The sequence below is a fragment of the Cellulomonas sp. C5510 genome, from assembly GCF_019797765.1.
Taxonomy (GTDB): domain Bacteria; phylum Actinomycetota; class Actinomycetes; order Actinomycetales; family Cellulomonadaceae; genus Cellulomonas.
In genome coordinates, this window is the sequence record NZ_CP081862.1 from 3,379,333 (window position 1) to 3,402,235 (window position 22,903).

Sequence of the window (22,903 nt, forward strand, 5' to 3'; positions counted from 1 at the left end):
TGGCGACACTAGCGAGCGGCGACGTCGCGCGGGGGGCGCGGGACGGGTCCGCGGTCGCGTACGATCCCCGTTTATGCGAACGATTCTCATTCCTGTCACGGCGCTGCTCGCCGTGCTCGTCGGGTGCGCGCCCTCCCCGTCGTCCGCCGCCGGGGCCGGCGACGCGCCCTCCGCAGGGGCCGGCGCCGTGACCCTCACGAGCTGCGGCCTCGACGTCACGGTTCCCGCCCCGCCGCAGCGCGCCGTCACCCTCGAGCAGGGCGCCACCGAGCTGCTGCTCGCGCTCGGGCTCGAGGACCGGATGGTCGGCACGAGCTACCTCACCGACGCCGTCGCGCCCGAGTACGCCGACGCCTACGCCGCGGTGCCGGTGCTGGCCGCCCAGTACCCGACCGCCGAGCAGCTCCGCGCGGCGGACCCGGACTTCGTCTACTCGATGCGCGCCTCGGCGTTCGGCCCGGACGCCGTCGGCGCCCGCGCGGAGCTCGCCGACCTGGGGGTGCCCGCGTACCTGTCCGCGAACGACTGCGAGGACCCGTCGCTCGTCACCGGGGACACCGGCTTCGACCGGATCTTCGCCGAGGTCACGGACCTGGCCGCCGTCTTCGGCGTCGAGGACCGCGGAGCGGAGCTGGTCCGCGAGCAGCAGGAGGTGCTCGACGCCGTGACCGCGTCCGCGGCCGACGCCGGCGACCTCGACGTCGCCTGGCTGTACTCGACGATCGACGGCGCACCCATCGTGGCCGGCGGCACCGGGCTGCCGCAGACGCTCACGGAGCTCGCCGGCGGCCGCAACGCGTTCGCCGACCTCGACGCGCAGTGGGCCGAGACGAGCTGGGACGAGATCGCCCAGCGCGACCCGGACGTCCTGGTGCTCGCCGACCTGTCCCGCGGGCTCGCCGGGGACAGCGCCGCCGACAAGACCGCGATGCTGCGCGACGACACCGTCACCGCCGAGCTGTCCGCGGTCCGGGCCGACCGGCTCGTCGCGATCCCGGCCACGGAGATGGACCCGTCGGTCCGCAGCGTGGACGCGCTCGCGACGCTGTCGGACGCGCTCGTCGGGTTCGCGGGGGCGGACGCGGGGGCGGACGCGTGAGCGCCCCGACGACCGCCTGGGCCGGGGAGCACCTCGCCGCGTGGGACCGCCAGCAGGCCGCGTACATCAACCGCCGCGAGGACCGGTTCACCGTCATGCTCGACGTGCTGGCCGAGACCGTGCCGCCCGGCGCGCTCGTGGTCGACCTGGCGTGCGGACCGGGCTCGGTCTCCGCGCGGGTGCTGGACCGGTTCCCCGGCGTGACGTGCGTCGCGGTCGACTACGACCCGATGCTGCTCGAGCTCGGCCGGCTGGCGCTCGCCGGCCACGGCGACCGCGTCGCGTTCCGGGAGGCGGACCTCTGGGACCCCACGTGGACCCGGGTGCTCGACGGGCGGCGCCCGCACGCCGTGCTGTCCTCGACGGCGCTGCACTGGCTGCCCGCGGACGTCCTCACCCGGGTGTACCGGGACGTCGCGGAGGTGCTCGAGCCCGGGGGCGTGCTGCTCAACGCCGACCACCTGCGCCAGCCCGGCGGCCGCCCGCTGTTCGAGGAGCTCGCCCGGCGCGACGACGCCGCCACCCAGGCTCGCGACCGCGCCGCGGGGGCGCTGAGCTGGGACGAGTGGTTCTCGGCCCTCGCGGCGCACCCGCACCTCGCGCCCCTGGCCGCCGAGCGGGAGCGCCGGTTCGCCGGCCGGCCGCCGAACCCGGACCTCGGGCTCGCGTTCCACGTCGCCGCGCTGCGGGCCGGCGGGTTCCGCGAGGCGGGCCCCGTGTGGCAGCACCTCGATGACTACGTCGTCCTCGCGCAGCGCTGAGCCCGCGAGGACGGCGGCCGCGACGGCCGGGGCGGCGCTGCTGCTCGCGGCCGTCGCGGTCGCGGCCGTGGCCGTGGGCGGCGGCGAGCTCACGTGGGCCGAGACCGCGCGGTCGCTCGGCGCGCACCTGGGCCTGCCCGTCGAGCCGCTGGCCCCGCTCGCGGACTCCGTCGTGTGGGACCTGCGCCTGCCGCGGGTCCTCCTCGCGGGCGTCGCGGGGGCGGGGCTCGCCACCTGCGGGGCGGTGCTCCAGGCGGTGACCCGCAACGCGCTGGCCGACCCGTACCTGCTCGGGATCTCCTCCGGCGCGTCCACGGGCGCGGTGCTGGTGCTCGTGGCCGGGGTCGGCGGCGGCGTGGTGTCGCTGGCCGGCGGGGCGCTCGTCGGCGGGCTGGCCGCGTTCGCGCTCGTCATGCTGCTGCTCGGGCGCAGCGCGTCCAGCACCGGGCGCCTCGTCCTCACGGGCGTGGTGGTCGGCCAGCTCTTCGCCGCGCTCACCACCCTCGTGCTGCTCGGGTGGGGCGACGCGGACGCCGCACGGGGGATGACGGCCTGGCTCACCGGGTCGCTCGCCGCCGCGCGGTGGCCCGCCGTGCTGCTGTGCGCCGTCGTGACCGCGGTGGCGCTGCTGGTCCTGCGCCTGATCGCCTCCGACCTCGACGCGTTCGCCTTCGGCGCCCGGTCCGCGGCGGCGCTCGGCGTCCCGGTCGCCACGGTCCGGACCGTGGCGCTGGTGACGACAGCCGCCGTGACCGCCGTCGTCGTGTCGAGCGTCGGCGCGATCGGCTTCGTCGGCCTGATCGTCCCGCACGCCGTGCGCGCGCTCGCCGGACCGCTGCACCGCCGGCTCCTGCCGCTGAGCGCTGCCGGGGGCGCGCTGTTCCTCGTGCTCGCCGACACCGTCGCGCGCACGGCCCTCGCACCCCGGCAGATCCCCGCCGGCGTCGTCACCGCGCTGCTCGGCGTCCCCGCGTTCCTCGTCGTGCTCCGACGCCGGGAGCGCGGGTGACCCCCGGCGGGCCGGTCGGGATCTCCGGCCGCGGTCTCACCGTCCGCGTCCGGGGGCGCTCCGCGCCGGTCCTCGACGACGTCGACGTCGACGCGCCGCCCAGCCGGGTGACCGGCCTGATCGGCCCCAACGGCTCGGGCAAGACGACCCTGCTGCACACCCTGTCCGGCGCGATCGCACCCGGACGCGGCCAGGTGCGGGTCGGCGGGCGGGCGCTCGCGGACGTGCCCCGCCGGGAGCGCGCCCGCACCCTGGCCGTCATGGAGCAGTCCGGCGACACCGACACCGACCTGACGGTCGCCGACGTGGTCGCCCTGGCGCGGCTGCCCCACCGCGGGCGGCTCGCCCCGCCCACGCCGCAGGACGAGGCCGCGTGCGCCCACGCCCTGGACCTCGTCGGCATGTCCGGGACCGGGCGGCGCCGCTGGCGCACGCTGTCCGGCGGCGAGCGCCAGCGCGTGCACGCCGCCCGCGCGCTCGCCCAGGAGCCGCAGGTCCTGCTGCTCGACGAGCCGACGAACCACCTGGACGTCCAGCACCAGCACGAGCTGCTCGCGCTGCTCACCGGCCTGGCCGCGTCCGGGCCGACCGTGGTCGTCGTGCTGCACGACCTCGCGCTGGCCGCGCGGTACTGCGACCGGCTGGTGGTCCTGCGCGCCGGGCGGGTGCACGCCGCCGGCCCGACCGCCGACGCGCTCACCGCCGGGACGCTGCGCGACGTGTTCGGCGTCCGGGCCGACGTCCGGCGGGACGACGCGGGGCTGCGCGTGGAGGTGCTCGGACCGGCGGGCGGGTGACGCGCGGTCAGGGGGCGATGACGAGCTCCGCCACCAGCCCTCCCTCGAGGGCGAACCGGTAGCGCAGGTCCACCACGCCACCGGGGAAGTCGCCCTCCAGGCGGTGCGTGACGACCCAGCGCGCGTCGTCCACGCGCTCCGCGCCGACGAGCGTGGTCGTGTACGTGAACTCCGACCCGGCCCGGGTGAGGAAGCGGCGGACACCGTCGCTCCCCCGGTACGTGGTGCCGTCGTCGACGACGACGGCACCGGGGGTCGAGACCCGGACGGCCGCCTCGGCGTCGCAGGCGGACTGGGCGGCGAGGAAGGCGCGGACGGCGGCGGGCAGGTCCTCGGGGCGGGTGCTGGTGGGAGTGGTCATGGCTGCAGCGTGCACGCCGCCGCCGCGGGAGGGTCAACGGCTGGACCCTCCCCCCGGGGGAGGGTGCACGATGACGGCGTGCTGGCCATCGGGGAGTTCTCGCGCCTGACCCACCTGAGCATCCGGACGCTGCGCCGCTACCACGAGGCCGGGCTGCTCGAGCCGGCGCACGTGGACCCCGTGACCGGCTACCGGTCCTACGACCCGGACCAGATCGGCGTCGCGCAGGTCGTGCACCGGCTGCGCGAGCTCGACGTCCCCCTGGCGGACGTGCGGCGGATCCTCGGCACCGACGACCCGGACCACCGGGCCGCGCTGGTCTCCGACCACCTGCGCCGGCTGGAGGCCGAGCTGGACCGCACCCGCGCCGCCGTCGCGTCGCTGCGCCGGCTGCTGCGCCCCGGTCCGGCACCGCTCCCGGTCGAGCTGCGCGCCGTCCCGGAGGTCGTGGTCGCCGCCGTCGAGGGCGACGTCGCGCACGACGAGGTGCTCGCCTGGTACGCCGGCGCGATGGCCGAGCTCGACGCCGCGCTCGACGCCGCCGGGGAGCCCGCGGGCGTCCCGGGCGGGTCGTACGACAACGCGCTGTTCGAGGACGGCCGCGGGCACGTCGTCGTCCACCGGCCCGCCGCCCGCCCGCCGCGGGTCGGCCGCGTGCACCCGGTGACGCTGCCGGCCGTCGAGCTGGCCGTCACCACGCACGCCGGCGAGCACGACGACATCGACGTCACCTACGGCGAGCTCGGCGCGTGGGTGGTCGCCAACGCCCTCGTGGTCGCCGGGCCCGTGCGGGAGACCTACCTCGTCGGGCCGCGCGACACCCCCGACCCGGCCGCGTGGCGGACCGAGATCGGGTGGCCGGTGTTCCGCCTCGCGACGCCGCCGCGCTGACGGCGCGGTGCCGTCCGGGCCGCGCGCGTCACAGCCGGTCCCCCGCGCCGACCGGCGAGTCGTCCCCGTCGCGGGCGGACGGCTCGTCGCCGACGACCGGGGACGCCGCGACGGCAGGCCGCGGCTCCGCCTCCCCGTCGCCCTCCGGCCGGTACCAGTCGGTGAGGGCCGGGTCCCCGGTGTCCAGCCACGCGCCGGCGCCCTCGTCCGGGGGCGTGGCGACGACGCCGAGCACGAAGTCGTCGCCGTGCTCCTCGATGCCGGCGCGCACGCCCTGGTCGAGCGCCTCGCGCGCGTACCGGCGCCGCAGCGTCAGCGGGTCCCGCGCCAGGTCCTTGGCCCAGGCCACCATCACGAGGATCACGACCACCGCGAACGGCAGCGCCGACACGATCATGAGGCTCTGCAGCCCGGTCAGCGCGACCTGGCCGCCGCCGACCAGCAGCACGGCAGCGATCGCCGCGAGCGCGACGCCCCACGCGACCGTGGTCCAGCGCCGCGGCTCGGGGTTGCCCTGCTCGGACAGGCTCGCCATGACGATCGAGGCCGAGTCGGCGCTCGTCACGAAGAAGATGACGATCGAGATCATCGCCAGCACCGACGTCACGGCGCCGAACGGCAGCTCGCCGAGCACCGTGAACAGCATGTCCTGGCCCGACTGCGCCTCGCTGATCGCCGACCCGGTCTGCTCCAGCCACATCGTCGTGCCACCGACCACCGTGAACCACACCAGGCACACCGCGCTCGGCACCACGATCACCGTGGTCACGAACTCCCGCAGTGTCCGGCCGCGGCTGATCTTCGCGATGAACATGCCGACGAACGGCGTCCACGACACCCACCACGCCCAGTAGTAGGTGGTCCAGGCGCTCATGAACTCCTGCGCGTCCGGCGCCGTCGCCGCGGACTGGCCCATCAGCGTCGGCAGCTCGCCCACGAACGTCATGAGCACGCCGGGCACGAGGTTCAGCAGCAGCACGGTCGGCCCGACCACGAGGATGAACACCCCGAGCAGGCCGGCGAGCCCCATGTTGATGTTCGACAGCGCCCGGATGCCGCGCTTCAGCCCAGACACCGCGGACAGGATGAACGCCACGGCGAGCACCGCGATGATCCCGACGATGACGGCGTTGCCGAGCGGTCCCACCCCAGCGACGATCTCGACACCCCGGCCGATCTGCAGCGCGCCGATGCCCAGCGACACCGCCGTGCCGAACAGCGTCACGACGATCGCGAACACGTCGACGACCTTGCCGAGCACACCGTGGCTGCGCTGCCCGAAGATCGGCTCCAGCAGCGCGGACATCAGCGGCGTACGGCCCTTGCGGTACGCGGCGTACGCGACCGCCCCGCCAACCATCGCGTAGTACGCCCACGCCACCGGGCCCCAGTGGAACAGGGTCTGCGCGAGCGCCACGTGCATCGCGCGGTCGCTGCCCGCCTCGGTGCCCGCGAACGCCGGCGGCACGTCGAGGAAGAACGACATGGGCTCCAGCGGCCCGTAGAACAGCAGGCCGATGCCGATGCCGGCGGAGAACAGCATCGCCACCCACGACACGGTCGAGAACTCCGGCTTCTCGTCGTCCTGCCCCAGCCGCACGGCCCGGTGGCGGCCGAAGCCGAGCCACATCATGAACAGGAACACGACGACCGTGAGGATCCCGAAGAACCACCCGAAGTCCACCGTCACGAACGCGAACCCGGCCGCCGCGAAGTCCGCGAGCCCCGCCGGCGACAGCACGCCCCACGCGATGACGCCGACGACCACCGCGGCAGCGACGGCGAACACCACGGTGTCGACGCGGAACCTCCGGTGCGTCTGCTCGACGCCGATCCCGGGGAGCAGCGCCGGGTGCGGCCCGTCGAGGGTCCCCGGCGAGGTGACCTCCCGGATGATGCGCGCGGCGCGCTGCGGGGTGGTCGGGCGGTCGCCCTGATGACCAGGGCCTCCGCCGTCGGGTCCGGTGCGGTGCTGGCGTCCCACAGGGTGCGTCCTTCGTCCGGGGTCAAGAACCGGTCAAGGACTGTAAGGGGTCTGCCGCGATCGCGCACGCTGAGGACGAGCCCGACCGACCGCCGCGGGTCACCCCGGGGGCGATCGCCGGTCCGTCGTTCACGAGACGTACCACGTCGTACGGCCGGCGTACGGCAGTGCCCGCGGCACCGCACGACGGCAGCACGGTCCGGGCGTCAGCGAGCCGTGACCAGCCGGACGGCCTCCCGCGCCGAGCGGGCGTCCGCCCAGCGCGGCACCGCCTCGCGGTAGCGGGCGTACGGCTCGCCGAACCGCTCGGCGAGCACCCGCTCCTCCGCCCGGATCTGCCCGGCCGTCATCGCCGCGACGAACCCGGCGACCGGCAGCAGCGCCGCGAACGACCGCCGGGCGGTGGCGTGCGCGACCAGCACGGCCGCCAGCCCCACGTACATCGGGTTGCGGGTGACCCGGTTCGCACCCGCCACCACGAGGGTGCTCGCCTTCGCGGGCGCCACGGGGTCGATCGTCGTCCGCGTCCGGCGGAACCGCAGCAGCGCGTCGCCCGCCAGCGCCAGCCCGGCGGCCGCGACGGGTGCCGCCGCCAGCAGCGACGCCGCGGTCGGCCGGGCGCGGCGCGCGAGCACGACCTGCGCGGCGCCGGCCGCAGCGGCGAGCACCGCCGGCGGCACGGCCGTCGAGCCCCGGCCGCTCACGCGTGCCCCAGCCGCTCGTGCGTGCGGTGCGACGCGGGCTCGATCTGGAACGTCGAGTGCTCCACCGAGATCGGGAAGTGCGTGGACAGGCACTCCTGGAGCTGGTCGAGGATGCGGGCCGTGTGGCCGTCGGAGAAGCACTCGTCGTCCACCGTGACGTGCGCCGTGACCACGGGCAGCCCGGTCGCGACGAGGCTCGCGTGCAGGTCGTGCACCGCCCGCACGTGCTCCACCCCCAGCAGGTGCTCGCGGACCGCGTCGAGGTCGAGCCCCGCCGGCGTGGACTCCAGCAGCACCGCGCCGGTCTCGCGCAGCAGCCGGATCGCCCGCGGCACGATCAGCGCGCCGATCAGCAGACCCGCCACCGCGTCCGCCTGCTGCCAGCCGGTCGTCGCGATCACCACCGCCGCGACGATCACCCCGACCGAGCCGAGCGCGTCGTTCAGCACCTCCAGGAACGCCGCGCGCAGGTTGAAGCTCGCCGACCGGCCACCGGCGAGCACCGCCATGGCGATCACGTTCGCCACCAGGCCGATGACGCCGAACACGACCAGCTCCGTCGACGGCACCTCCGGCGGCTCGGCCAGCCGGCGCACGCCCTCGACCAGCACGTAGCCGCCGACGGCCAGCAGCACCGCGGCCTGCGCGAGGGCGCCGAGCACCTCGGCCCGCCGATACCCCCACGTCCACCGCGACGTCGCCGGCTTCAGCGACAGGTGCGCGGCGACCAGCGCCATCGCCAGCCCCGCGGCGTCCGTCAGCATGTGCGCGGTGTCGACCAGCAGCGCCAGGCTGCCCGTCACCAGCGCCCCGACGGCCTGCGCGACCAGCACCGTCGTGGTCAACCCGAACGCGATCGCGAGCCGGCGCCGGTGGTCCGCCGGCTGCCTCGCACCGCCGGCGGACGCGTGGCCGTGGTCGTGGTCGTGGCTCACGACAGGTCCTCCGCGAGGTGCGTGCACTCCTCCGGGTGCGGGCCGCCGCGCAGCAGGTCCTCCGCCGCGCCGACCAGCGTCGCGAGCCGCCCCGGGTCGCCGATCGCGTAGATCGACGACCGGCCACGCTGCCGCACGGTCACCAGCCCGCAGTCCCGCAGGCACGCGAGGTGCGCGCTGACCGTGCTCTGCGCGAGCCCGAGGTGGTCGGTCAGCTCGCGGACGGAGTGCTCGCCGGTGAAGAGGTGGCGCAGGAGGGTGAGGCGGGCGGGCTCGCCGAGGGCGCGGAACAGCGCGGCGGTCGGGGCGGTGAGGGCGGCGTCGTCGGCGGGACGGGAGTCGTTCTCATGATCGATACTGGGCGCTGTCATCGTCATGTGGCGATGATAGCGCGACGGTCAGACGGCTTGTCCAGGTTGAGGGTGGACTCGCGTACGGACCTGAGGACCGCAGGGAGCGGCGACCACCCTCATGCTGTTGCCACGACGAGCGCGACGCCACCGAGCAGGGCGAGCACGAAGTAGCCGAGAGCGACGAGCCCCGCCCTCCGCGAGATCGGCTTGCCGGTGGGCCTCAGCGCCGGGACGAACCGGGCGCCGAGAATCGCGAACAGCACGACAAAGGCGCTGATGCAGAGGATCAGGGCGAGCACCCGCATGGCTTCGCATTCTGTCATCAGACGAAGAACCGGCGCAGCGTCTCGGGGTTGATCCCGACCTGCTCCCCGATCCGTCGGCACGCAGCCGGGCGCGTCACCGGGTCCTTCTTCGCGTCCAGCACGAGCCGGACCGCGCGCTCACGCAGCTCGTCCGAGTACTTCCTCGGTGCAGCCATGACCCTCATCCTCCGTGGATTGGGAGCCTCCACGGAACCCGGGGCGGTTCAGGGCGCCGATGTACTCGACCACCTGGCGGACGGCGAAACGGGCCACGTTCGCTTCGATGATCCGTTACTGTGCAAGAACGGCGTCAAAGGCGACGCCGGAATCGAGCAGGGGGTTCGTGATGAGCAAAGTCATGTCCGTGTTGGCCGCGTTGGGAATCGCCGCCAGCGTGGCGATGGTCGGGACGCAGTCCGCGTCGGCGTCTTCGTGCGACGTCCGTAGCGGCAAGACCGCCGGGGACTCGGCGTGGGTGATGGGGATGAGTCAGTGCCAGGCCGTCGCGGTCCGGCACTACTACGACCCGGTGTGGAGCGCGAACAACTACTGGACGGCTTGGCACGGCGGCCAGGTGATGGGGCACACGTACTACACCCCTGACACGCCGGTGTACATCAAGCACTCCACCCAGGCGTCGTGAGCGGACGACGGCGCCCTGGGCTCGTCATCGGACTCGTCGCCGTCGCGTTGCTCGCCGCGGCGTGCTCGAACGGCTCCTCGGGTGCTGCGGGGTCCCAGATGACCCCGCCCAGCTGGGGGGAGGTGGTCGACGCGACGGTCGAGGTCGCCCGCAAGCAGGGGGCATCCGACGACCAGCTGGCTGTGCTCGAGAGCGGAGATGTCACGTTCCAGCAGTACGAGGCAGCGGTCGGTCGGACGGTCGAGTGCCTGCGGGCTGCGGGCATCGACGTTGTCGGCGACACAGTGACGGACGCCAGCGGTTACCCGGAGATCAACTACTCGTACGCCGCGTCGTCCACCGGCCGGACGGACGCCGAGACGGACGCGATCTCCCAGGAGTGCATCAGGACGCACTCGCAGTTCATCGAGGGGTTGTACCGGTCCACCCCTCAGGTGCAGGAGGTCGTGGACGAGCGTTTCGAGCCGTACCGCCAGGCCGTCGTGACGTGCCTGGAGGAGAACGGCGAGGACGTCGACGCGTCGGCGCCGCGCAGCGTGCTGGAGATGCACACAGCGGCGGTGGTCGGTCGTGGCGGACCGCACTGCATCGCGGAATCGGGATTCACGGGATGAGAGGCACGATCATGGACAAGAAGCTCCGGATTGCGGGGGCGAGCGCGGCAGCGGCGTTGGTCCTCGCGTTGGTCGTCCCGGTCGGCGCGGCGAGTGCTGGTGACTGCGGCTGGTACAGCCGGACCGTCGGCGACTACTCGGCGCGCGTGGACAAGATGGGTGACTGCTCGTACATCGGGGTCCGGCACTACTACGACCCGGTGTGGAGTGCGAACAACTACTGGACGGCGTGGAAGGGCGGCGCGGGGTCGTCCTACACGACGGCGAACAACCCGGTCGTCGTGTTCCACGAAGCCACGGGCTACTGATGGCTCGGGCACGCGACGGTCGCCGCGGCGGGTGGATCGTGGTCTGGGCGCTGGCGTGCGCTCTGCTCGCGGCCGCCGCGGCGACCGTCGTCGTGCTGCGGCAGGACTCGAGCCCGCTCGCCGGGGACGCCGAGCCCGAGCCGGTCCTCGCCGACGTCGTCCGCCAGGCACGCACCGAGTCCGGCGTCGTCGGTCTGGCCGCGCGTCGAGGTGAGGGCAGGCAGCTGGTGTTCGCCGTCGGCGGGACGGTGACGTCTCTGGAGATTGCGGCCGGCGCGGTGGTCGCGGCTGGTGAGACCGTGGCGAGCGTGGACGACATCCCCGTCGTGGCCATGTCGGGCAGCGCGCCGCCGTTCCGGGCGTTGTCGGCGGGGCAGAAGGGCCCGGACGTCACGCGGCTGCAGCAGTTCCTCGCGGCCACCGGCTACCTCGATGCCGAGCCGGACGGCGCGTTCGGCGCCTCCACCGCCCGCGCGGTCCGGGCGTGGAACGACGAGCACGGGCGACGCGGAGAGGTGTTCGACCCCGCCTCCGTCGTGTGGATCGGTCTGGAGTCCTTCCCTCTGGAGAGCCTCCAGGTCGACGTCGGCGACGTCGTGGCTCCGGGGCAGGCGATGGCGGTCGGGCCCGCGATGCTCCTGGGGGTGAGTGTGGACGAGCCGGCCGGCGGGCTGGCGGCCTCGGACCTGATGGTCGAGGTGGGCGACGTATCGGTCCCCTACGCAGCCGGGTCGGGGATGATCACCGACCCGGAGCAGGCACGCGCGCTGGTGGAGGCGCTGCGCGGGGACGAGGGGGCGGGCCAGGTCGTGGCGGCTGAACCGCAGGACGTCGCCGTCGTCCCGGCGACAGCGGTGGTCACCGACACGGACGGTCGCATCTGCGTGTACCCGGGGGCCGAAGCGGAGCCCACGCTCGTCGACCCCGTTGGAAGCGCTGCCGGGGTGGTGTTCCTGGACCGCGACACGCCGCTCGAGCGGGTCCTGGTGAACCCGGCAGACGTGCGCGAGGCCCTCACTTGCGACTCGTAGCCGACAGCGTCGGCCGGCAGTACGCCCGGCGCCTGGTCGTGCACGACGTGGACCTGTCGGTGGCTCCCGGAGAGTCGGTCGCTGTCACCGGGCCGTCAGGATCGGGGAAGACCACGCTGCTGGCGATGCTCGGCGGCTTGGTGACACCGTCGGCGGGCTTCGCCGGGATCGAGCACGATGACGGCACGCGCACGTCCGCGTCGGGCCACGCAGCGTTCGTGCTGCAGACCGTCAACGCACTGCCTCGCCGCACCGTCATCGACAACGTCGCCCTGGGCGCCTTGAACGACGGTCTCGCCTGGGGTGAGGCGCTGGCACGGGCCCACGACCAGCTCCCCCACGTCGGCATCGCACACCTGGCTCAGCGCCCGGCACGATCGCTGTCAGGCGGTGAGCTGCAACGCACCGTCCTGGCCCGGGCGCTCGTGGGGACCTACCCGTTCGTGCTGGCCGACGAACCCACCGGCCAGCTGGACAGATCGACCACGCGCGCCGTCATGGACACGATGCTCTCCTCGACCCGCGACCGGGGACTCGTGGTCGTCACCCACGACATGGAGGTCGCGTCGATGTGCAATCGCGTCCTGCGCCTGGACGACGGACGGCTCGTGCCGTCGTGACGGGGTGGCGCCGGCGAGAAGCCGTACAGGAGGGGCTGCGCTCGCTCGCGGCCAGCGGCGCGGTCGGCGCCGCGCTGGTGGCGGTCGTCGCCGCGGGCCTCGCCGTGCCCGCAGTGCTCGACGCGACACAGGTGTCCACCCTGGTCACCGAGGAGGCAGCGTGGATCGACTCCGGCGGCACCGTGCTGATCGCGAGCGCGGACGGTGCCCAGCTCGATGCACGCCGCTGTGAGGCCGTGGCGGCGATGGCCGGCGTCGAGGCCGCCTTCGGCGTCACACGCCACCCCGGCGGTGCCGGCACTGCGGCCGCGCCTGACGCCCGCGTGGCCGTCGCCTCCGCCACGTCAGGGATGTACGGGTTCCTGCACGCGCAGGCCGGCGGTGCGCTCCTCGCATCACGCGTGCAGCAGGACACCGGATCCGGGCCTGCCCTGACACTGCTGCCACCGGTCACCGCGCAGGTCGACCCCAGCGCACCGTCCGCAGCGGGGCCGGCGTCACCGGGCGGACCCGTGGGCACCGTTCGGATCAGCGACCGCGTGGACACCGGCGTACTCGGTGACGAGTACGCCTACGTCGTCCTGGTCCCCCAACCGACAGCAGGCACGGTCGACCGCTGCTACGTACGGGCGCGACCGGCCGACCTGAATACGATCCGCGCGGCCCTGCCCGCCGTGCTGGCCACGCCCGACGAACCGGTGGTGGTCGCCGACCGGCTCGTCGGGGGGCGGTTCTCCCGCGACTACTCCCAGGAGTTCGACGAGCGCACCACCCGCCTCCTACCACCCCTCGGGGGAGTCGTCGTCGCGGTGATGTGGCTCGTCGTGAGCTGGTACCGCCGCGGGGAGGACGGGCTGTACCGGACGCTCGGCGCCACCGCCACCGACCGGCTCACCATGCGCGGCTGCGAATGGCTGGCCGTTCTCGGGCTGGGCGCCGTCGCGGCATGGGCCGCCACGCTCCTGTACCTCGTGGTCGTGGATCGCGCGGATCCGGTCGCACTGCGAGCCGCAGCCACCAGCACGGCCATCGGCGCGGCCTCGGCGGTGCTGACGAGCCTCGCGTGGTTCGCCCTCCCGCGCCGCGACACACTCGCCGACCTCAAGGACCGCTGACCGGGACGCCGTTCGACACGTCGCGGGTCGCTCGGGCTCCCGGCAGTGCGCCCGGCTGCTGCGGGGGCGGCTCCGCCCGCACGCCCTCTGCGTCCCCGAGGAGGTCGCGGGTGAACCGGTCGGGCGGCACGGGACGTCCGAGCGCCCAGCCCTGGGCGGAGTCGCAGCCGAGCTCCGTCAGCAAGTCGAGGGTGGCGGAGCCTGACCAGCCTGTACCGTCGATCCGTCACCCGCAGCACCCTCACCGGGCACCCGCGGATGACACGGGTGTTGTACCTCGGCTTCCACGAATGAAGCCCCTCATCACCCGGGCCTCTAGCTCAACTGGCAGAGCAGCGGACTTTTAATCCGCGGGTTGTGGGTTCGATCCCCACGGGGCCCACCTTTTTCTCGGTCTTTGACCAGCGGAAGGGCGTGCATCGCGAGACCGCGTCAGCCGTCCGTGGGGCCGAATCCGCGCCACGACGACGGCAACCGCGTCATCAGTGCTGACGTGACCGCCAGCAACGGCGGGGGGCCGCTCAGAGCTACGACTACACACCCTCGGGGGCACCGACCAGCTCGGCCAGCCGCTCATCGAACAGGTCCGCCACGGAGGCGAGACCGCGTGCATCGAGCACGACGCGCTCGGCACGCCGCTGTCCCTGCGGACCGAGTCGGCCGAGACCGGGCTGTACGTCTACGACAACCTCGGCTCACCGCTGGCACTCATCGCCGACGACAACACCACCGAGCCCGTCGTGGAGTTCGACCCCACGGCGTCCCCGAAGTCCTCGAGGACGGCGCCGGAGTCGGCGTCACCTTCACGCCCTTCCTCTACACGGGTGGCCTCAACGACCGGACGACCACCTGGACCCTCAACGGCGCCCGGTACTACGACGCCCACGAGGGTCGCTGGACGCAGATGGACACGCTCGACGCATCTCTCGACCCTGCGAACGCGAACCGGTACGCCTACGCAGCGAACAACCCGGTCAACTTCACCGACCCGACCGGAACGATCAGCGCCTGCGCCTGGGTAGGTCTGGGAATCGACGCCGTCGCGCTGGCAGCTACGGGCGTCGGCTTCGGCGTACTCGCCGCTGGCATGACCGCGGGAGCGATCAGCGAAGGCTCTGCGATCGCTGGAGGGGTGGCGGCCGCGGCGGGGTTCTCCGTAGCCCCTGCGGGCGCCATCCTCACGGTGCTCGGGGCCGTGGGAAGGTGCTGACATGACCTCGCTTGCTGCCGGTCTCATCTTCGGCGCGTCGATCTTGGTCTCGCTGACGATCCTGGCCATGTTGCTCTGGGGTCGGGTGGACCCGACCACGCCGCGGTGGCGAAGCCTGCGAGCCGGAGGTCTGACTGCATTCGTCATCGCGTTGGCGGCGCTGATCGTGTGGTTCGTCTCCTTGTGACCGCGCTTGGAGCGCGGGCGCGTCGGCAGTACGTACCCGTCGGAGAGGTCATGGCATGCGGCATCGCGGCCTTCACCATGACCGCCGTCAGCACCGCGGCCACGGCGGGTAGACTCCTTCGGCTTGGCGCAGCCGGTGCTGGGGCAATCCTTGCGGGCGGCATCCTGGCGGCAGCCGGGCATCGAGGGCAGTCCCGGGTTTGGTGCTGTCCAGCTGTGACATGTGGATCGGGGTGCTAGGTGCTCAAGACCGCTGCAACACTTGTTGCGATCACCGCAGGCCTGATCGGTTTCGGGCTCGTCGGCTACGCCTTCCTGTCGAGGAACCTGGACCCGAAGTCCCCGAGGGGCAGAGCCGTCCGCGCCGCTGCTGCCACGGGATTGATCATCATGGTTGCGGGCGTCGGTACAGCGGCATTCGCGCCAACCGACTGACAACGCCGTGCGACACCGCGGGTTCGGCTCAGTCCCCAGCGCCGGGATTGGCGGACGGGCGTTCCGGAACCTGGAGACCCATCCGGACCCGTCACCGCCCGCGGCGTCATAGGCTCCCCCGCACAGAGGCGCGCCGCCCCGGGCCGCCCACCCCACCGGAGTGCCCGTGACGTTCGCCCGCCTGCTGCGCCGCCGAGCGCGCGCCCAGCTGGGCCTGCTCGCGCTGGTGGGTGTGATCGCGGCGCTGGTGAGCGCCACGCTGGTCGCGGTGCTCGGGTACGTCGCGCTGTCCGCGCAGGCGGGGCTGACGGCGGCGCTGCACGACGCGGGGCCGACCGGTGCGGCGATGCAGGTCGCGACGCCGCGGTCCCGGCACGACGCGGCCGCGCAGGTCGCCGCCGGCGAGGAGGTGCTGGCCCGCACGCTGCACGGGATGCCGGTGGTGGTGCAGCGCAGCCACCGGTCGACGGAGCTCACGGTCGACGGTGGCGGTGCCGGCGTGGTGGTCGCGGCCGAGCCCGGGCTGGCCGCGCAGGTCGGCGTCGTCGAGGGCGTGATGCCCCCGGAGGGCGGAACCGCCACAGCCGCCGCGCCCGTCCCGGCCACGCTGTCCCGCGCCACCGCGGCGATGCTCGGCGTCGCGCCCGGCGACCGGCTCACGCTGCTGGGCGCGAGCGAGTCCTCGACCCCGCTCGAGGTGGAGGTCGCGGCCGTCTGGGAGCCGACCGACCCGGGCGACCCGCGCTGGTTCGGCGAGGCCGACGGAGCCGTGTGGGTCGACGAGACCGCCCTGGACGGGGTGCCCGCGACGGTCCGGGTGCGGTGGACCCTCGTGCCGGACGACGGTCTCGCGCCCGGCCGGGTCCCCGAGCTGCGCCGCGCGCTCGCGGCGACGCTGGCGGGGCTGAAGGCCGACGACGCGGTCGACGAGCTCGGTGTGCTGGGCACGGACGGCCTGGACACGACGTTGGCTGACGTCGACCGGACGCTGAGCACGGTGCGGGCCCTGTCGCTACCCGCCACCCTGCTCGCGGCGCTGGTGGGGGCGGTCGTGCTCGGGCAGCTCGCCGCCCTGCTGACGGAGGTGCGGCGCGGCGAGCTCGTGCTGCTGCGCTCCCGGGGCGCCTCGCGGGGGCGGGTCGTGGGCGCGGCCGTCGTCGAGGGCGCGGTCGTCGGGGTGGTGGGGTCGGCCGTGGGCGGTGCGCTCGCCGTGGCCGGGCTGCGCGGGCTGGGCGTCGTCTCCTCCGAGCTCGCCGTGGGGGCGCCGGCCGGGGTGGCCGCCGGGGTGGCCCTGGTGTTCGCCGGCGCGACGTGGGTGCGGGTGCGCGGGCCGCTGCGCGAGGAGCGCGCGGACCGGCCGCTGCGCGGGTCGGCCCTGCTGGGCGTCCTGGCGCTGGTTCTCGCGGCCGCCGGCCTGGGGCTGTGGCGGCTGCTGTCGATGGGCACGCCGGTGCGGACCGTCGGGGGCCGCGCGGCTCCGGACCCGCTGGCCGGCGCCGCCCTCGCACTGTCGCTGCTCGCGATCGCGCTGCTCGCCGCCGCCCTGGTCCCCGCCGTCGCGCGGACGACGGGACGGTGGGCCGCCCGGCGGCCGGGCCTGGGGGTGCTGGCGGTGCAGCAGGTGGCGCGGCGGCCCACCGCGCACGCCGCGACAGCCGCTCTGACGGGCCTCGCGGTCGCCACCGCCGTCGTCGTCTCGGGCTTCCTCGGGTCCTGGGCGCTGCTCCAGGCCGACCGCGCCGCCGTGGAGACCGGCGCCGACCTGCGCGTGACGCCCGACGACCCCGCCGACGTCACCGCCGCGCTCGCGGCCGCCACGACCGCCGACCCCGGGGCGACGGTCGTCAGCGCCGCGACCACGCGCGTGACGCTGGGCGCGGTGACCGCGGACCTGGTCGCCGTGCCACGCGACGCCTGGCCGCGGCTGCACCGCGCGCCTCAGGACGAGGTGCCGGGCACCGCGGGCCCCGGCGCGGACCCCGCAGCGGCCGGGGACACCGGGCTCCCCCTGCCCCCGGGCGCCACGACGCTGACGGCCACCGTGACCGTCACGGACACCTCCGCGACCGGCCAGCTACTGGGCCGCCCGGGCGTCGCCGCGTGGGTCCGCACCGCGCCGGGCACGCTCGTGCCGGTCGACCTCACGCTCCATCCCGACCCCGACGCCCCCGGCCACGCGGACGCGACGACGTGGTCCGCCCCCCTGCCGGCCGGCGCCACGGCGCTCGCCGCGGTCGACGTCCACGTCGACGCCGCCGCCGACCACCGCGTGGAGGTGACCGGCCTGGCCACCGACGCCGGCCCGTTGGGCGCGGCCACCTGGCGCAGCCTGCTCGTGGGCCGTGAGGCGAACCCGCTCCCCGCGGGCCCCGACGACGCGGGCGCCGTCGCGCACGTCCCCGCCGGGGACGTGGCCCCCGGCACGACGGTCCGGCTCGCCGCCGTGCCCGGCGGGCCGCTGCCGGTGGTCGCCGGCGAGGAGCTGGCGGCGGCGCTGTCCCTGTCGGTCGGCGACACGACGACCCTCGTCGTGCCGGGCCACCGCGTCGAGGTCGAGGTCGCCGAGGTGGTCGCGGCGGTGCCCGGCTCCGCGGACCCGGTCGCGCTGCTGGCCGACCTCGACGCCTGGTCGGGCGCCCAGCTCTGGACGGGGTCGACGGTCGACGCGCCCGGCGAGGTCTGGGCGTGGCCCGCCGACGGCCCGTCGGACACGGCGCTCCCGGCGGCGCTGGAGCGGGCCGGCATCGCCGCGGACGTGGTGCGCGCCGAGCCGCGGGCGACGCCCCTGCTCGACCCGGCGCTCACGGCGTTCCGGGTCGCCACCTGGGCGACCGTGGCCCTCGCCGCCGGCGGCGTGCTGGCGGCCGCCCGCGCGTCGGCCCGGGCGCGCCGGCCCGAGACCGGCGCGCTGCGCGGCGTCGGCGTGCCGGGCCGCACGCAGGCCGCGCTGCGGGTCGCCGAGCAGGTGCGGGTGCTGGTGCCCGCCGCCCTCGCCGGGGCGGTCGGTGGCGCCGGGCTCGCCCTGCTGGTCGCGCAACCCCTCGTCGACGCCCTGGACGGCGGCACCCTGCCGCTGCCGGTCGAGCCGGGCCTGGACGTCGTGGCGCTCGCGACCTGGCTCGGCGCGACGGCGCTGGCCGTGGCGCTCGTGGTCGCGGCGTCAGCCCGCGACACCGCCCGGCGTGCACGCACCGCCTCGCCGCGGGCGGAGGTGGCCGCGTGATCCGGGTGCTGCGCCGCCAGCTCGCCGGCGGCGCGTGGTCGCTGGTGGTGCTCGCGCTGGTGGTCGCCGGGCTCGTCGCGCTGACCGTCGGCTGGCCGCGGGCCCTGGACCGGCTGCTGCGCGACGACCTCGCGGCCCGCGCGCAGGCGCTGCCCACGACGCAGCGCGACCTGGTGCCGACCGTCCCGGACGAGGCGATGGTCGTGCCCCCGCCCACCGGCGAGGAGGCGCTCGCGGGCCTGGCGGCCGTCGAGCAGCAGGTGACCGATCGGGTCGCCGACGTGGGCCCGGCCCTGGCCGCGGTGCTGCGGGAGCCGGAGCTCGAGCTCACCCGGCCGCCGTTCGTCGTCGACCTCGGGCCGCACTCGAGCGGGATCTCCGCCATGGACCTCGCGCTCTCGCCGGGGACGCGCGACGACGACCTGCGCCTGGTCGAGGGGAGCTGGCCGGGCCCGCCCGCGGTGCAGCCGTGGGTGGACACCGTCGGCTCCGACGCGCAGGACTGGGTGGACGCGCCACGCTCGGCGGGCACCGTCCCGCAGCTCGACCTCGACGTGGTGCTCACCCCGGCGACGGCCGAGTGGATGGGATGGCGGGTCGGCGAGACCCGCACCTCCGTCGACGCGGCCAACGCGCCGTTCCGGGTGCGGCTGACCGGGCTGGTCGAGGCCGTCGACCCCGACGCGGGGACCTGGGACCACCTCCCCGGCGTCCTGGACCCCGCGGTCGACCGCGACGACGCCCGCGGCTGGACGGTCCACGGCATCGGCTACGTCGACCCGAGCGCCGTCGGCGCCCTGATGTACCCCCGCGGGGTCCGCGTCGACTCCTGGTACCCCGTCGACCCGGCGGCGGTGGCCGAGGTGGACCGGGACGCGCTCGCCGCCGAGCTGGACGGGGTGCGCGCCTCCCAGGAGCTGCGCACCGGGCTGTCGGGGGTGCTGGCCGCCGCCGACGGCCGCGAGCACACGGCCACGACGCTGCTCGGGACGCTGGTCGCCGGCCTGGTCGGGGTCGCCGCGAGCGTGCTGTGGCTGGTCGCGACGCTCGCGGTGGAGCGTCGGCGCGCCGCCCTGGTCCTGCTGCGGGCCCGTGGCGCGTCCTCGCTCCGGCTCGGCGCGCTGGTGGGCGCCCAGGCGCTCGTCGCGGCCCTGCCCGGTGCCGCGGCCGGGCTGGCGCTGGGCCTGCTGGTGCCCGGCAGGACGGACCCGGCGGACCTCGTGCTGCCGTCGGTGCTGACCGTGGCCGCGGTCGCGCTCATGGTCGGGGCCGCGGCCGGGGTGCACGGCGGCCGGCGCGCGCGGGGCGGGCGGGGCGGGCGCTGGGCCCGGGTGGCCGAGCTGCTCGTGCTCGGCGCGACCGGGGTCGCGCTGGGCGTCACGTCGGCCTCCGACCCGCTCGTCGCGGTGCTGCCCGTGCTGGTCGGGCTGTCGGCCGCGCTGCTGGTGCGCCGGGTCTACCGGTGGCCGGCCCGGCTCGCGCTGCGTCTCGTCGCCCGCCGCGGGGACCTCGGCGCGTTCCTCGGGGTGGCGCGCGCCGCCCGGGTGCCCGCGGCCGGCCTGGTGCCGGTGCTCGCCCTGACGCTCGGCGTCGCCACCGCGGGACTCGCGACCACCGCGGTCGCGACCATGACGCAGGCCACGGCGGGCAGTGCGGTGCAGTACGTGGGCGCGGACCTGCGCCTGGACGTCGCGTGGTCCGCCGACGGGCTGGGACTGGGCGAGCAGCGCGTCGAGGCGGCCCGCGACGTGCCCGGGGTCGCGGCGCTCGCCACCGTCGCCGACGTCGGGACCGTGACCGTGCGGCACGACCGCACGCGCACCACCGTGGACCTGGCCGTGGTCGACGCCGACGCCCTCGCCGCGGTGCAGGACGGTCTGCCCGGCGACCGGGTCGACCTGACCCCCGGCTCGGACCGGCTGCTGGTCTCCCCCGGTGTCCCGGCCGGCGGTGTGACGCTCGACGCGCCCGCGGGGCGGCTCGACCTCGCGGCGGTGGCGTCCGAGCAGGTCCCCGGCGTGACCTCCGGCACCGGGTGGGCGGTCGTCGACGCCGTGACCTGGGCGGACGCGGGCGGGACTCCGACGGCCGACCGGCTGCTGGTGCGCCTCGAACCCGGGGCCGACGCCGACGAGGTCGCCGCGGCCGTCGGGGAGGCGACCGGCGCCCGGCTCACGGCGACCAGCCGCGCCCAGGCCGTCGCCGAGATCGCCGACGGGGTGCTCGTCACCGGCGTGCGGACCGCGATGCTGCTGGTCGCGGCCGCGAGCCTGGCGCTGGTCGCGCTCGGCCTCGTCCTGCTGCTGGTGGCGGACGCCCCGGCGCGGGGCCGCACGGCCGCGCTGCTCGCGACGCTGGGCGCCCCGGCGCGCGTCCACCGGCGCCTCGTGGTCGCGGAGGTGCTCGGCCCGGTGGTGGTCGCGGGCATCGCCGGGGTCGTCACCGGCCTGGTGCTGCCGTCGTCGGTGCTGCGCGTGGCGGACCTGCGGCCGTTCACCGGCGCGGTCGAGCGGCCGCCGGTCGCCCTCGACGCGGGCCTCCTGCTCGCGACCGGCGCGGGCCTGGCGGTCGTGGTGGGGATCGGTGTCGTCGTGGCGGCCGCGACCGCACGGCGGGTGTCACCTGTCGGTGTGCTGCGGGAAGGAGCGGGAGGATGACGACCATGACGGCGCCGGAGATCCTGTGCGAGGACGTCGTGCGGATCTTCACGGCCGAGGGCGTCGAGGTGCAGGCGCTCCAGGGCCTCAACCTGTCCGTCGAGCGCGGTGACCTGGTGGCCCTGGTGGGCGCGTCCGGCTCGGGCAAGTCCACCCTGCTGACCATCCTGTCCGGGTTGGACCGGCCCACTGCCGGCAGCGCCGCCGTCGCGGGGCACGACCTGGCCGCGATGTCCGCCCGCGAGCGGCAGGTGTACCGCCGCGACACCGTCGGCTTCGTCTGGCAGCAGACCGCGCGCAACCTGCTGCCGTACCTCACGGCCGCGGAGAACGTCGCCCTGCCGATGGAGCTCACCCACCGCCGCGGCTCGCGTGCCGGGCGCCACGCGCGGACCGCCGAGCTGCTGGAGGTCCTCGGGGTCGCGCACGTGGCCGACCACCGCCCGGCCGAGCTGTCCGGCGGCGAGCAGCAGCGGGTCGCGATCGCCACGGCCGTCGCCAACTCCCCGCGGGTGCTGCTCGCGGACGAGCCGACGGGCGAGCTCGACGAGGCGACCAGCGCCGACGTCCTCGAGGCGATCCGCCACGTGACCGCCGAGCTGGACATGACCACGCTGATCGTCACGCACGACCCCGCGGTCGCCTCGCACGTGCGCCGCACCGTCCGCATCCGCGACGGGCGCACCGCGACGGAGACGCTGCGCCGGACCGCCGTCGACGAGCACGGCCGCGAGCACCACCTGCACGAGGAGTTCGCCGTGATCGACAAGGTCGGCCGCCTGCAGCTGCCGCGGGAGTTCGTCGAGGCGCTCGACCTGCGCGAGCGGGTGCGCCTGGGCCTGGAGCCCGACCACGTGCGCGTCTCGCCGCACGACCGCCCGGCCCCGCAGGGCGGCCGCGGGCGCGACGAGGAGGACCGGTGAGCGCCCCCGCCCAGGACGTCACCGCGGACGGGCTGCGCGCCTCCGGGCTGGTGCGGACGTACGGCAGCGGCCCGCGCGCCGTCCACGCCCTGCGCGGCGTGGACTTGGTGGCGCGACCCGGCGAGCTCGTCGTGATCCGCGGCCGGTCAGGATCGGGCAAGACGACCCTGCTGCACGCGCTCGGCGGCCTCGAGCGCCTGGACGCCGGCACGGTCCACCTGGGCGCGACCGAGGTCAGCGCCCTGCCGGAGCACGAGCTGCTGCGCCTGCGCCGCGAGCGCGCGGCGTTCGTGTTCCAGTCCTTCGGGCTGCTGCCCGTGCTCTCGGCGGCCGAGAACGTCGAGGTCCCGCTGCGCCTGGCGGACGTGCCCGGTCCCGAGCGCGCCGAGCGGGTGGCGGCCGCCCTGGACGCCGTCGGGCTGACGGCGCACGCACGCCAGCGCCCGGACGAGCTGTCCGGCGGCCAGCAGCAGCGCGTCGCGGTGGCCCGGGCCCTCGTCGCCCGGCCGGCCCTGCTGCTCGCCGACGAGCCCACCGCCCAGCTCGACTCCGAGACGGCTCTCACGGTCATGGACGTGCTGCTCGCGCACGTCCGCGAGCGCCGGACCGTCGCCGTGCTCACGACGCACGACCCCCTGATCGCGGAGCGCGCGGACCGCGTCCTGGAGCTGCGCTCCGGCGTGCTGGCGTGAGCCACTACGACGGCTCTGCTCGCCGCTAGACCCCGTAACGGCTACTG

Annotated in this window: 25 protein-coding genes and 1 tRNA gene; 19 read left to right on the forward strand and 7 right to left on the reverse strand. The window is 75.6% G+C overall.

Going from position 1 to position 22,903, the window contains the following annotated elements; translation table 11 throughout:
* Positions 1 to 73: 73 nt before the first annotated feature.
* Genes K5O09_RS15480 through K5O09_RS15495 form a run of 4 tightly spaced genes read left to right on the forward strand, consistent with a single transcriptional unit; the run spans position 74 to position 3,666 of the window.
* Positions 74 to 1,099: an ABC transporter substrate-binding protein gene (locus K5O09_RS15480; RefSeq protein WP_222170342.1), complete on the forward strand. Its 1,026-nt coding sequence runs from the start codon at positions 74 to 76 to the stop codon at positions 1,097 to 1,099.
* Positions 1,096 to 1,860 (forward strand): trans-aconitate 2-methyltransferase, encoded by a 765-nt coding sequence (locus K5O09_RS15485; RefSeq protein ID WP_222170343.1) that lies wholly within the window; start codon positions 1,096 to 1,098, stop codon positions 1,858 to 1,860. The genes K5O09_RS15480 and K5O09_RS15485 overlap by 4 nt, the downstream gene beginning before the upstream one ends.
* Positions 1,832 to 2,869, forward strand: coding sequence for an iron ABC transporter permease (locus K5O09_RS15490; protein ID WP_222170344.1), 1,038 nt, complete (start codon positions 1,832 to 1,834; stop codon positions 2,867 to 2,869). Before K5O09_RS15485 ends, K5O09_RS15490 begins: the two co-directional genes overlap by 29 nt.
* On the forward strand, positions 2,866 to 3,666 hold the full coding sequence (locus K5O09_RS15495) for an ABC transporter ATP-binding protein (protein ID WP_255595715.1): 801 nt from the start codon (positions 2,866 to 2,868) through the stop codon (positions 3,664 to 3,666). Before K5O09_RS15490 ends, K5O09_RS15495 begins: the two co-directional genes overlap by 4 nt.
* A gap of 7 nt (positions 3,667 to 3,673) precedes the next feature.
* On the opposite strand, the gene K5O09_RS15500 is transcribed toward K5O09_RS15495, so the two are convergent.
* Positions 3,674 to 4,027: a nuclear transport factor 2 family protein gene (locus K5O09_RS15500; protein WP_222170345.1), complete on the reverse strand. Its 354-nt coding sequence runs from the start codon at positions 4,025 to 4,027 to the stop codon at positions 3,674 to 3,676.
* Between the two features lie 78 nt (positions 4,028 to 4,105).
* On the opposite strand from K5O09_RS15500, the gene K5O09_RS15505 reads away from it, so the two are divergent.
* Entirely contained in the window at positions 4,106 to 4,918 is an 813-nt protein-coding gene (locus tag K5O09_RS15505; RefSeq protein ID WP_222170346.1) for a MerR family transcriptional regulator, read from the forward strand.
* 28 nt (positions 4,919 to 4,946) lie between these two features.
* On the opposite strand, the gene K5O09_RS15510 is transcribed toward K5O09_RS15505, so the two are convergent.
* The 6 genes from K5O09_RS15510 to K5O09_RS15535 form a co-directional block, all read right to left on the reverse strand.
* On the reverse strand, positions 4,947 to 6,902 hold the full coding sequence (locus K5O09_RS15510; RefSeq protein WP_255595718.1) for a BCCT family transporter: 1,956 nt from the start codon (positions 6,900 to 6,902) through the stop codon (positions 4,947 to 4,949).
* 206 nt (positions 6,903 to 7,108) lie between these two features.
* Positions 7,109 to 7,606: an isoprenylcysteine carboxylmethyltransferase family protein gene (locus tag K5O09_RS15515; protein ID WP_222170347.1), complete on the reverse strand. Its 498-nt coding sequence runs from the start codon at positions 7,604 to 7,606 to the stop codon at positions 7,109 to 7,111.
* Positions 7,603 to 8,541: a cation diffusion facilitator family transporter gene (locus tag K5O09_RS15520; protein ID WP_222170348.1), complete on the reverse strand. Its 939-nt coding sequence runs from the start codon at positions 8,539 to 8,541 to the stop codon at positions 7,603 to 7,605. The genes K5O09_RS15515 and K5O09_RS15520 overlap by 4 nt, the downstream gene beginning before the upstream one ends.
* On the reverse strand, positions 8,538 to 8,918 hold the full coding sequence (locus tag K5O09_RS15525) for a helix-turn-helix transcriptional regulator (RefSeq protein WP_255595721.1): 381 nt from the start codon (positions 8,916 to 8,918) through the stop codon (positions 8,538 to 8,540). Before K5O09_RS15525 ends, K5O09_RS15520 begins: the two co-directional genes overlap by 4 nt.
* A gap of 92 nt (positions 8,919 to 9,010) precedes the next feature.
* Complete coding sequence (locus K5O09_RS15530; RefSeq protein ID WP_222170349.1) at positions 9,011 to 9,199, reverse strand: hypothetical protein; 189 nt, start codon at positions 9,197 to 9,199, stop codon at positions 9,011 to 9,013.
* Between the two features lie 17 nt (positions 9,200 to 9,216).
* Complete coding sequence (locus K5O09_RS15535) at positions 9,217 to 9,375, reverse strand: transposase (RefSeq protein ID WP_222170350.1); 159 nt, start codon at positions 9,373 to 9,375, stop codon at positions 9,217 to 9,219.
* Between the two features lie 308 nt (positions 9,376 to 9,683).
* Between K5O09_RS15535 and K5O09_RS15540 the strand changes: the two genes are divergently transcribed.
* From K5O09_RS15540 to K5O09_RS15605, 14 genes are all read left to right on the forward strand, one after another.
* A complete protein-coding gene (locus K5O09_RS15540) occupies positions 9,684 to 9,842 on the forward strand; it encodes a hypothetical protein (protein ID WP_222170351.1) in 159 nt (52 codons plus the stop codon).
* A 98-nt stretch (positions 9,843 to 9,940) separates the two neighbouring features.
* Positions 9,941 to 10,456 carry a hypothetical protein gene (locus K5O09_RS15545; RefSeq protein WP_222170352.1) on the forward strand — a complete coding sequence of 172 codons (516 nt, stop codon included), beginning with the start codon at positions 9,941 to 9,943 and terminating at the stop codon, positions 10,454 to 10,456.
* Entirely contained in the window at positions 10,453 to 10,764 is a 312-nt protein-coding gene (locus tag K5O09_RS15550; RefSeq protein WP_222170353.1) for a hypothetical protein, read from the forward strand. Before K5O09_RS15545 ends, K5O09_RS15550 begins: the two co-directional genes overlap by 4 nt.
* Complete coding sequence (locus K5O09_RS15555; RefSeq protein ID WP_222170354.1) at positions 10,764 to 11,795, forward strand: peptidoglycan-binding protein; 1,032 nt, start codon at positions 10,764 to 10,766, stop codon at positions 11,793 to 11,795. Before K5O09_RS15550 ends, K5O09_RS15555 begins: the two co-directional genes overlap by 1 nt.
* Positions 11,783 to 12,415 carry an ABC transporter ATP-binding protein gene (locus K5O09_RS15560; protein ID WP_222170355.1) on the forward strand — a complete coding sequence of 211 codons (633 nt, stop codon included), beginning with the start codon at positions 11,783 to 11,785 and terminating at the stop codon, positions 12,413 to 12,415. Before K5O09_RS15555 ends, K5O09_RS15560 begins: the two co-directional genes overlap by 13 nt.
* Positions 12,412 to 13,530: a hypothetical protein gene (locus K5O09_RS15565; RefSeq protein WP_222170356.1), complete on the forward strand. Its 1,119-nt coding sequence runs from the start codon at positions 12,412 to 12,414 to the stop codon at positions 13,528 to 13,530. The genes K5O09_RS15560 and K5O09_RS15565 overlap by 4 nt, the downstream gene beginning before the upstream one ends.
* Positions 13,531 to 13,839: 309 nt before the next feature.
* Positions 13,840 to 13,912, forward strand: a tRNA-Lys gene (locus K5O09_RS15570).
* 225 nt (positions 13,913 to 14,137) lie between these two features.
* A complete protein-coding gene (locus K5O09_RS15575; protein ID WP_222170357.1) occupies positions 14,138 to 14,740 on the forward strand; it encodes an RHS repeat-associated core domain-containing protein in 603 nt (200 codons plus the stop codon).
* Between the two features lies 1 nt (position 14,741).
* Positions 14,742 to 14,927 carry a hypothetical protein gene (locus K5O09_RS15580; RefSeq protein ID WP_222170358.1) on the forward strand — a complete coding sequence of 62 codons (186 nt, stop codon included), beginning with the start codon at positions 14,742 to 14,744 and terminating at the stop codon, positions 14,925 to 14,927.
* A 239-nt stretch (positions 14,928 to 15,166) separates the two neighbouring features.
* Entirely contained in the window at positions 15,167 to 15,361 is a 195-nt protein-coding gene (locus K5O09_RS15585) for a hypothetical protein (RefSeq protein WP_222170359.1), read from the forward strand.
* A gap of 166 nt (positions 15,362 to 15,527) precedes the next feature.
* Positions 15,528 to 18,584 (forward strand): hypothetical protein, encoded by a 3,057-nt coding sequence (locus K5O09_RS15590; protein ID WP_222170360.1) that lies wholly within the window; start codon positions 15,528 to 15,530, stop codon positions 18,582 to 18,584.
* Positions 18,581 to 21,241, forward strand: a complete 2,661-nt coding sequence (locus K5O09_RS15595) for a hypothetical protein (protein ID WP_222170361.1) — start codon at positions 18,581 to 18,583, stop codon at positions 21,239 to 21,241. Before K5O09_RS15590 ends, K5O09_RS15595 begins: the two co-directional genes overlap by 4 nt.
* Complete coding sequence (locus K5O09_RS15600) at positions 21,238 to 22,164, forward strand: ABC transporter ATP-binding protein (RefSeq protein WP_222170362.1); 927 nt, start codon at positions 21,238 to 21,240, stop codon at positions 22,162 to 22,164. Before K5O09_RS15595 ends, K5O09_RS15600 begins: the two co-directional genes overlap by 4 nt.
* Positions 22,161 to 22,856, forward strand: a complete 696-nt coding sequence (locus K5O09_RS15605; RefSeq protein ID WP_370635477.1) for an ABC transporter ATP-binding protein — start codon at positions 22,161 to 22,163, stop codon at positions 22,854 to 22,856. The genes K5O09_RS15600 and K5O09_RS15605 overlap by 4 nt, the downstream gene beginning before the upstream one ends.
* The last annotated feature ends 47 nt before the right edge of the window (positions 22,857 to 22,903 follow it).

Coding starts and splice junctions, on each gene's coding strand:
- K5O09_RS15550 (WP_222170353.1), top strand. CDS start 10,453: ATGAGAGGCACGATCATGGACAAGAAGCTCCGGATTGCGGGGGCGAGC.
- K5O09_RS15530 (WP_222170349.1), bottom strand. CDS start 9,199: ATGCGGGTGCTCGCCCTGATCCTCTGCATCAGCGCCTTTGTCGTGCTG.
- K5O09_RS15540 (WP_222170351.1), top strand. CDS start 9,684: ATGAGTCAGTGCCAGGCCGTCGCGGTCCGGCACTACTACGACCCGGTG.
- K5O09_RS15580 (WP_222170358.1), top strand. CDS start 14,742: ATGACCTCGCTTGCTGCCGGTCTCATCTTCGGCGCGTCGATCTTGGTC.
- K5O09_RS15600 (WP_222170362.1), top strand. CDS start 21,238: ATGACGACCATGACGGCGCCGGAGATCCTGTGCGAGGACGTCGTGCGG.
- K5O09_RS15500 (WP_222170345.1), bottom strand. CDS start 4,027: ATGACCACTCCCACCAGCACCCGCCCCGAGGACCTGCCCGCCGCCGTC.
- K5O09_RS15555 (WP_222170354.1), top strand. CDS start 10,764: ATGGCTCGGGCACGCGACGGTCGCCGCGGCGGGTGGATCGTGGTCTGG.
- K5O09_RS15480 (WP_222170342.1), top strand. CDS start 74: ATGCGAACGATTCTCATTCCTGTCACGGCGCTGCTCGCCGTGCTCGTC.
- K5O09_RS15525 (WP_255595721.1), bottom strand. CDS start 8,918: ATGACGATGACAGCGCCCAGTATCGATCATGAGAACGACTCCCGTCCC.
- K5O09_RS15490 (WP_222170344.1), top strand. CDS start 1,832: ATGACTACGTCGTCCTCGCGCAGCGCTGAGCCCGCGAGGACGGCGGCC.
- K5O09_RS15545 (WP_222170352.1), top strand. CDS start 9,941: ATGACCCCGCCCAGCTGGGGGGAGGTGGTCGACGCGACGGTCGAGGTC.
- K5O09_RS15535 (WP_222170350.1), bottom strand. CDS start 9,375: ATGGCTGCACCGAGGAAGTACTCGGACGAGCTGCGTGAGCGCGCGGTC.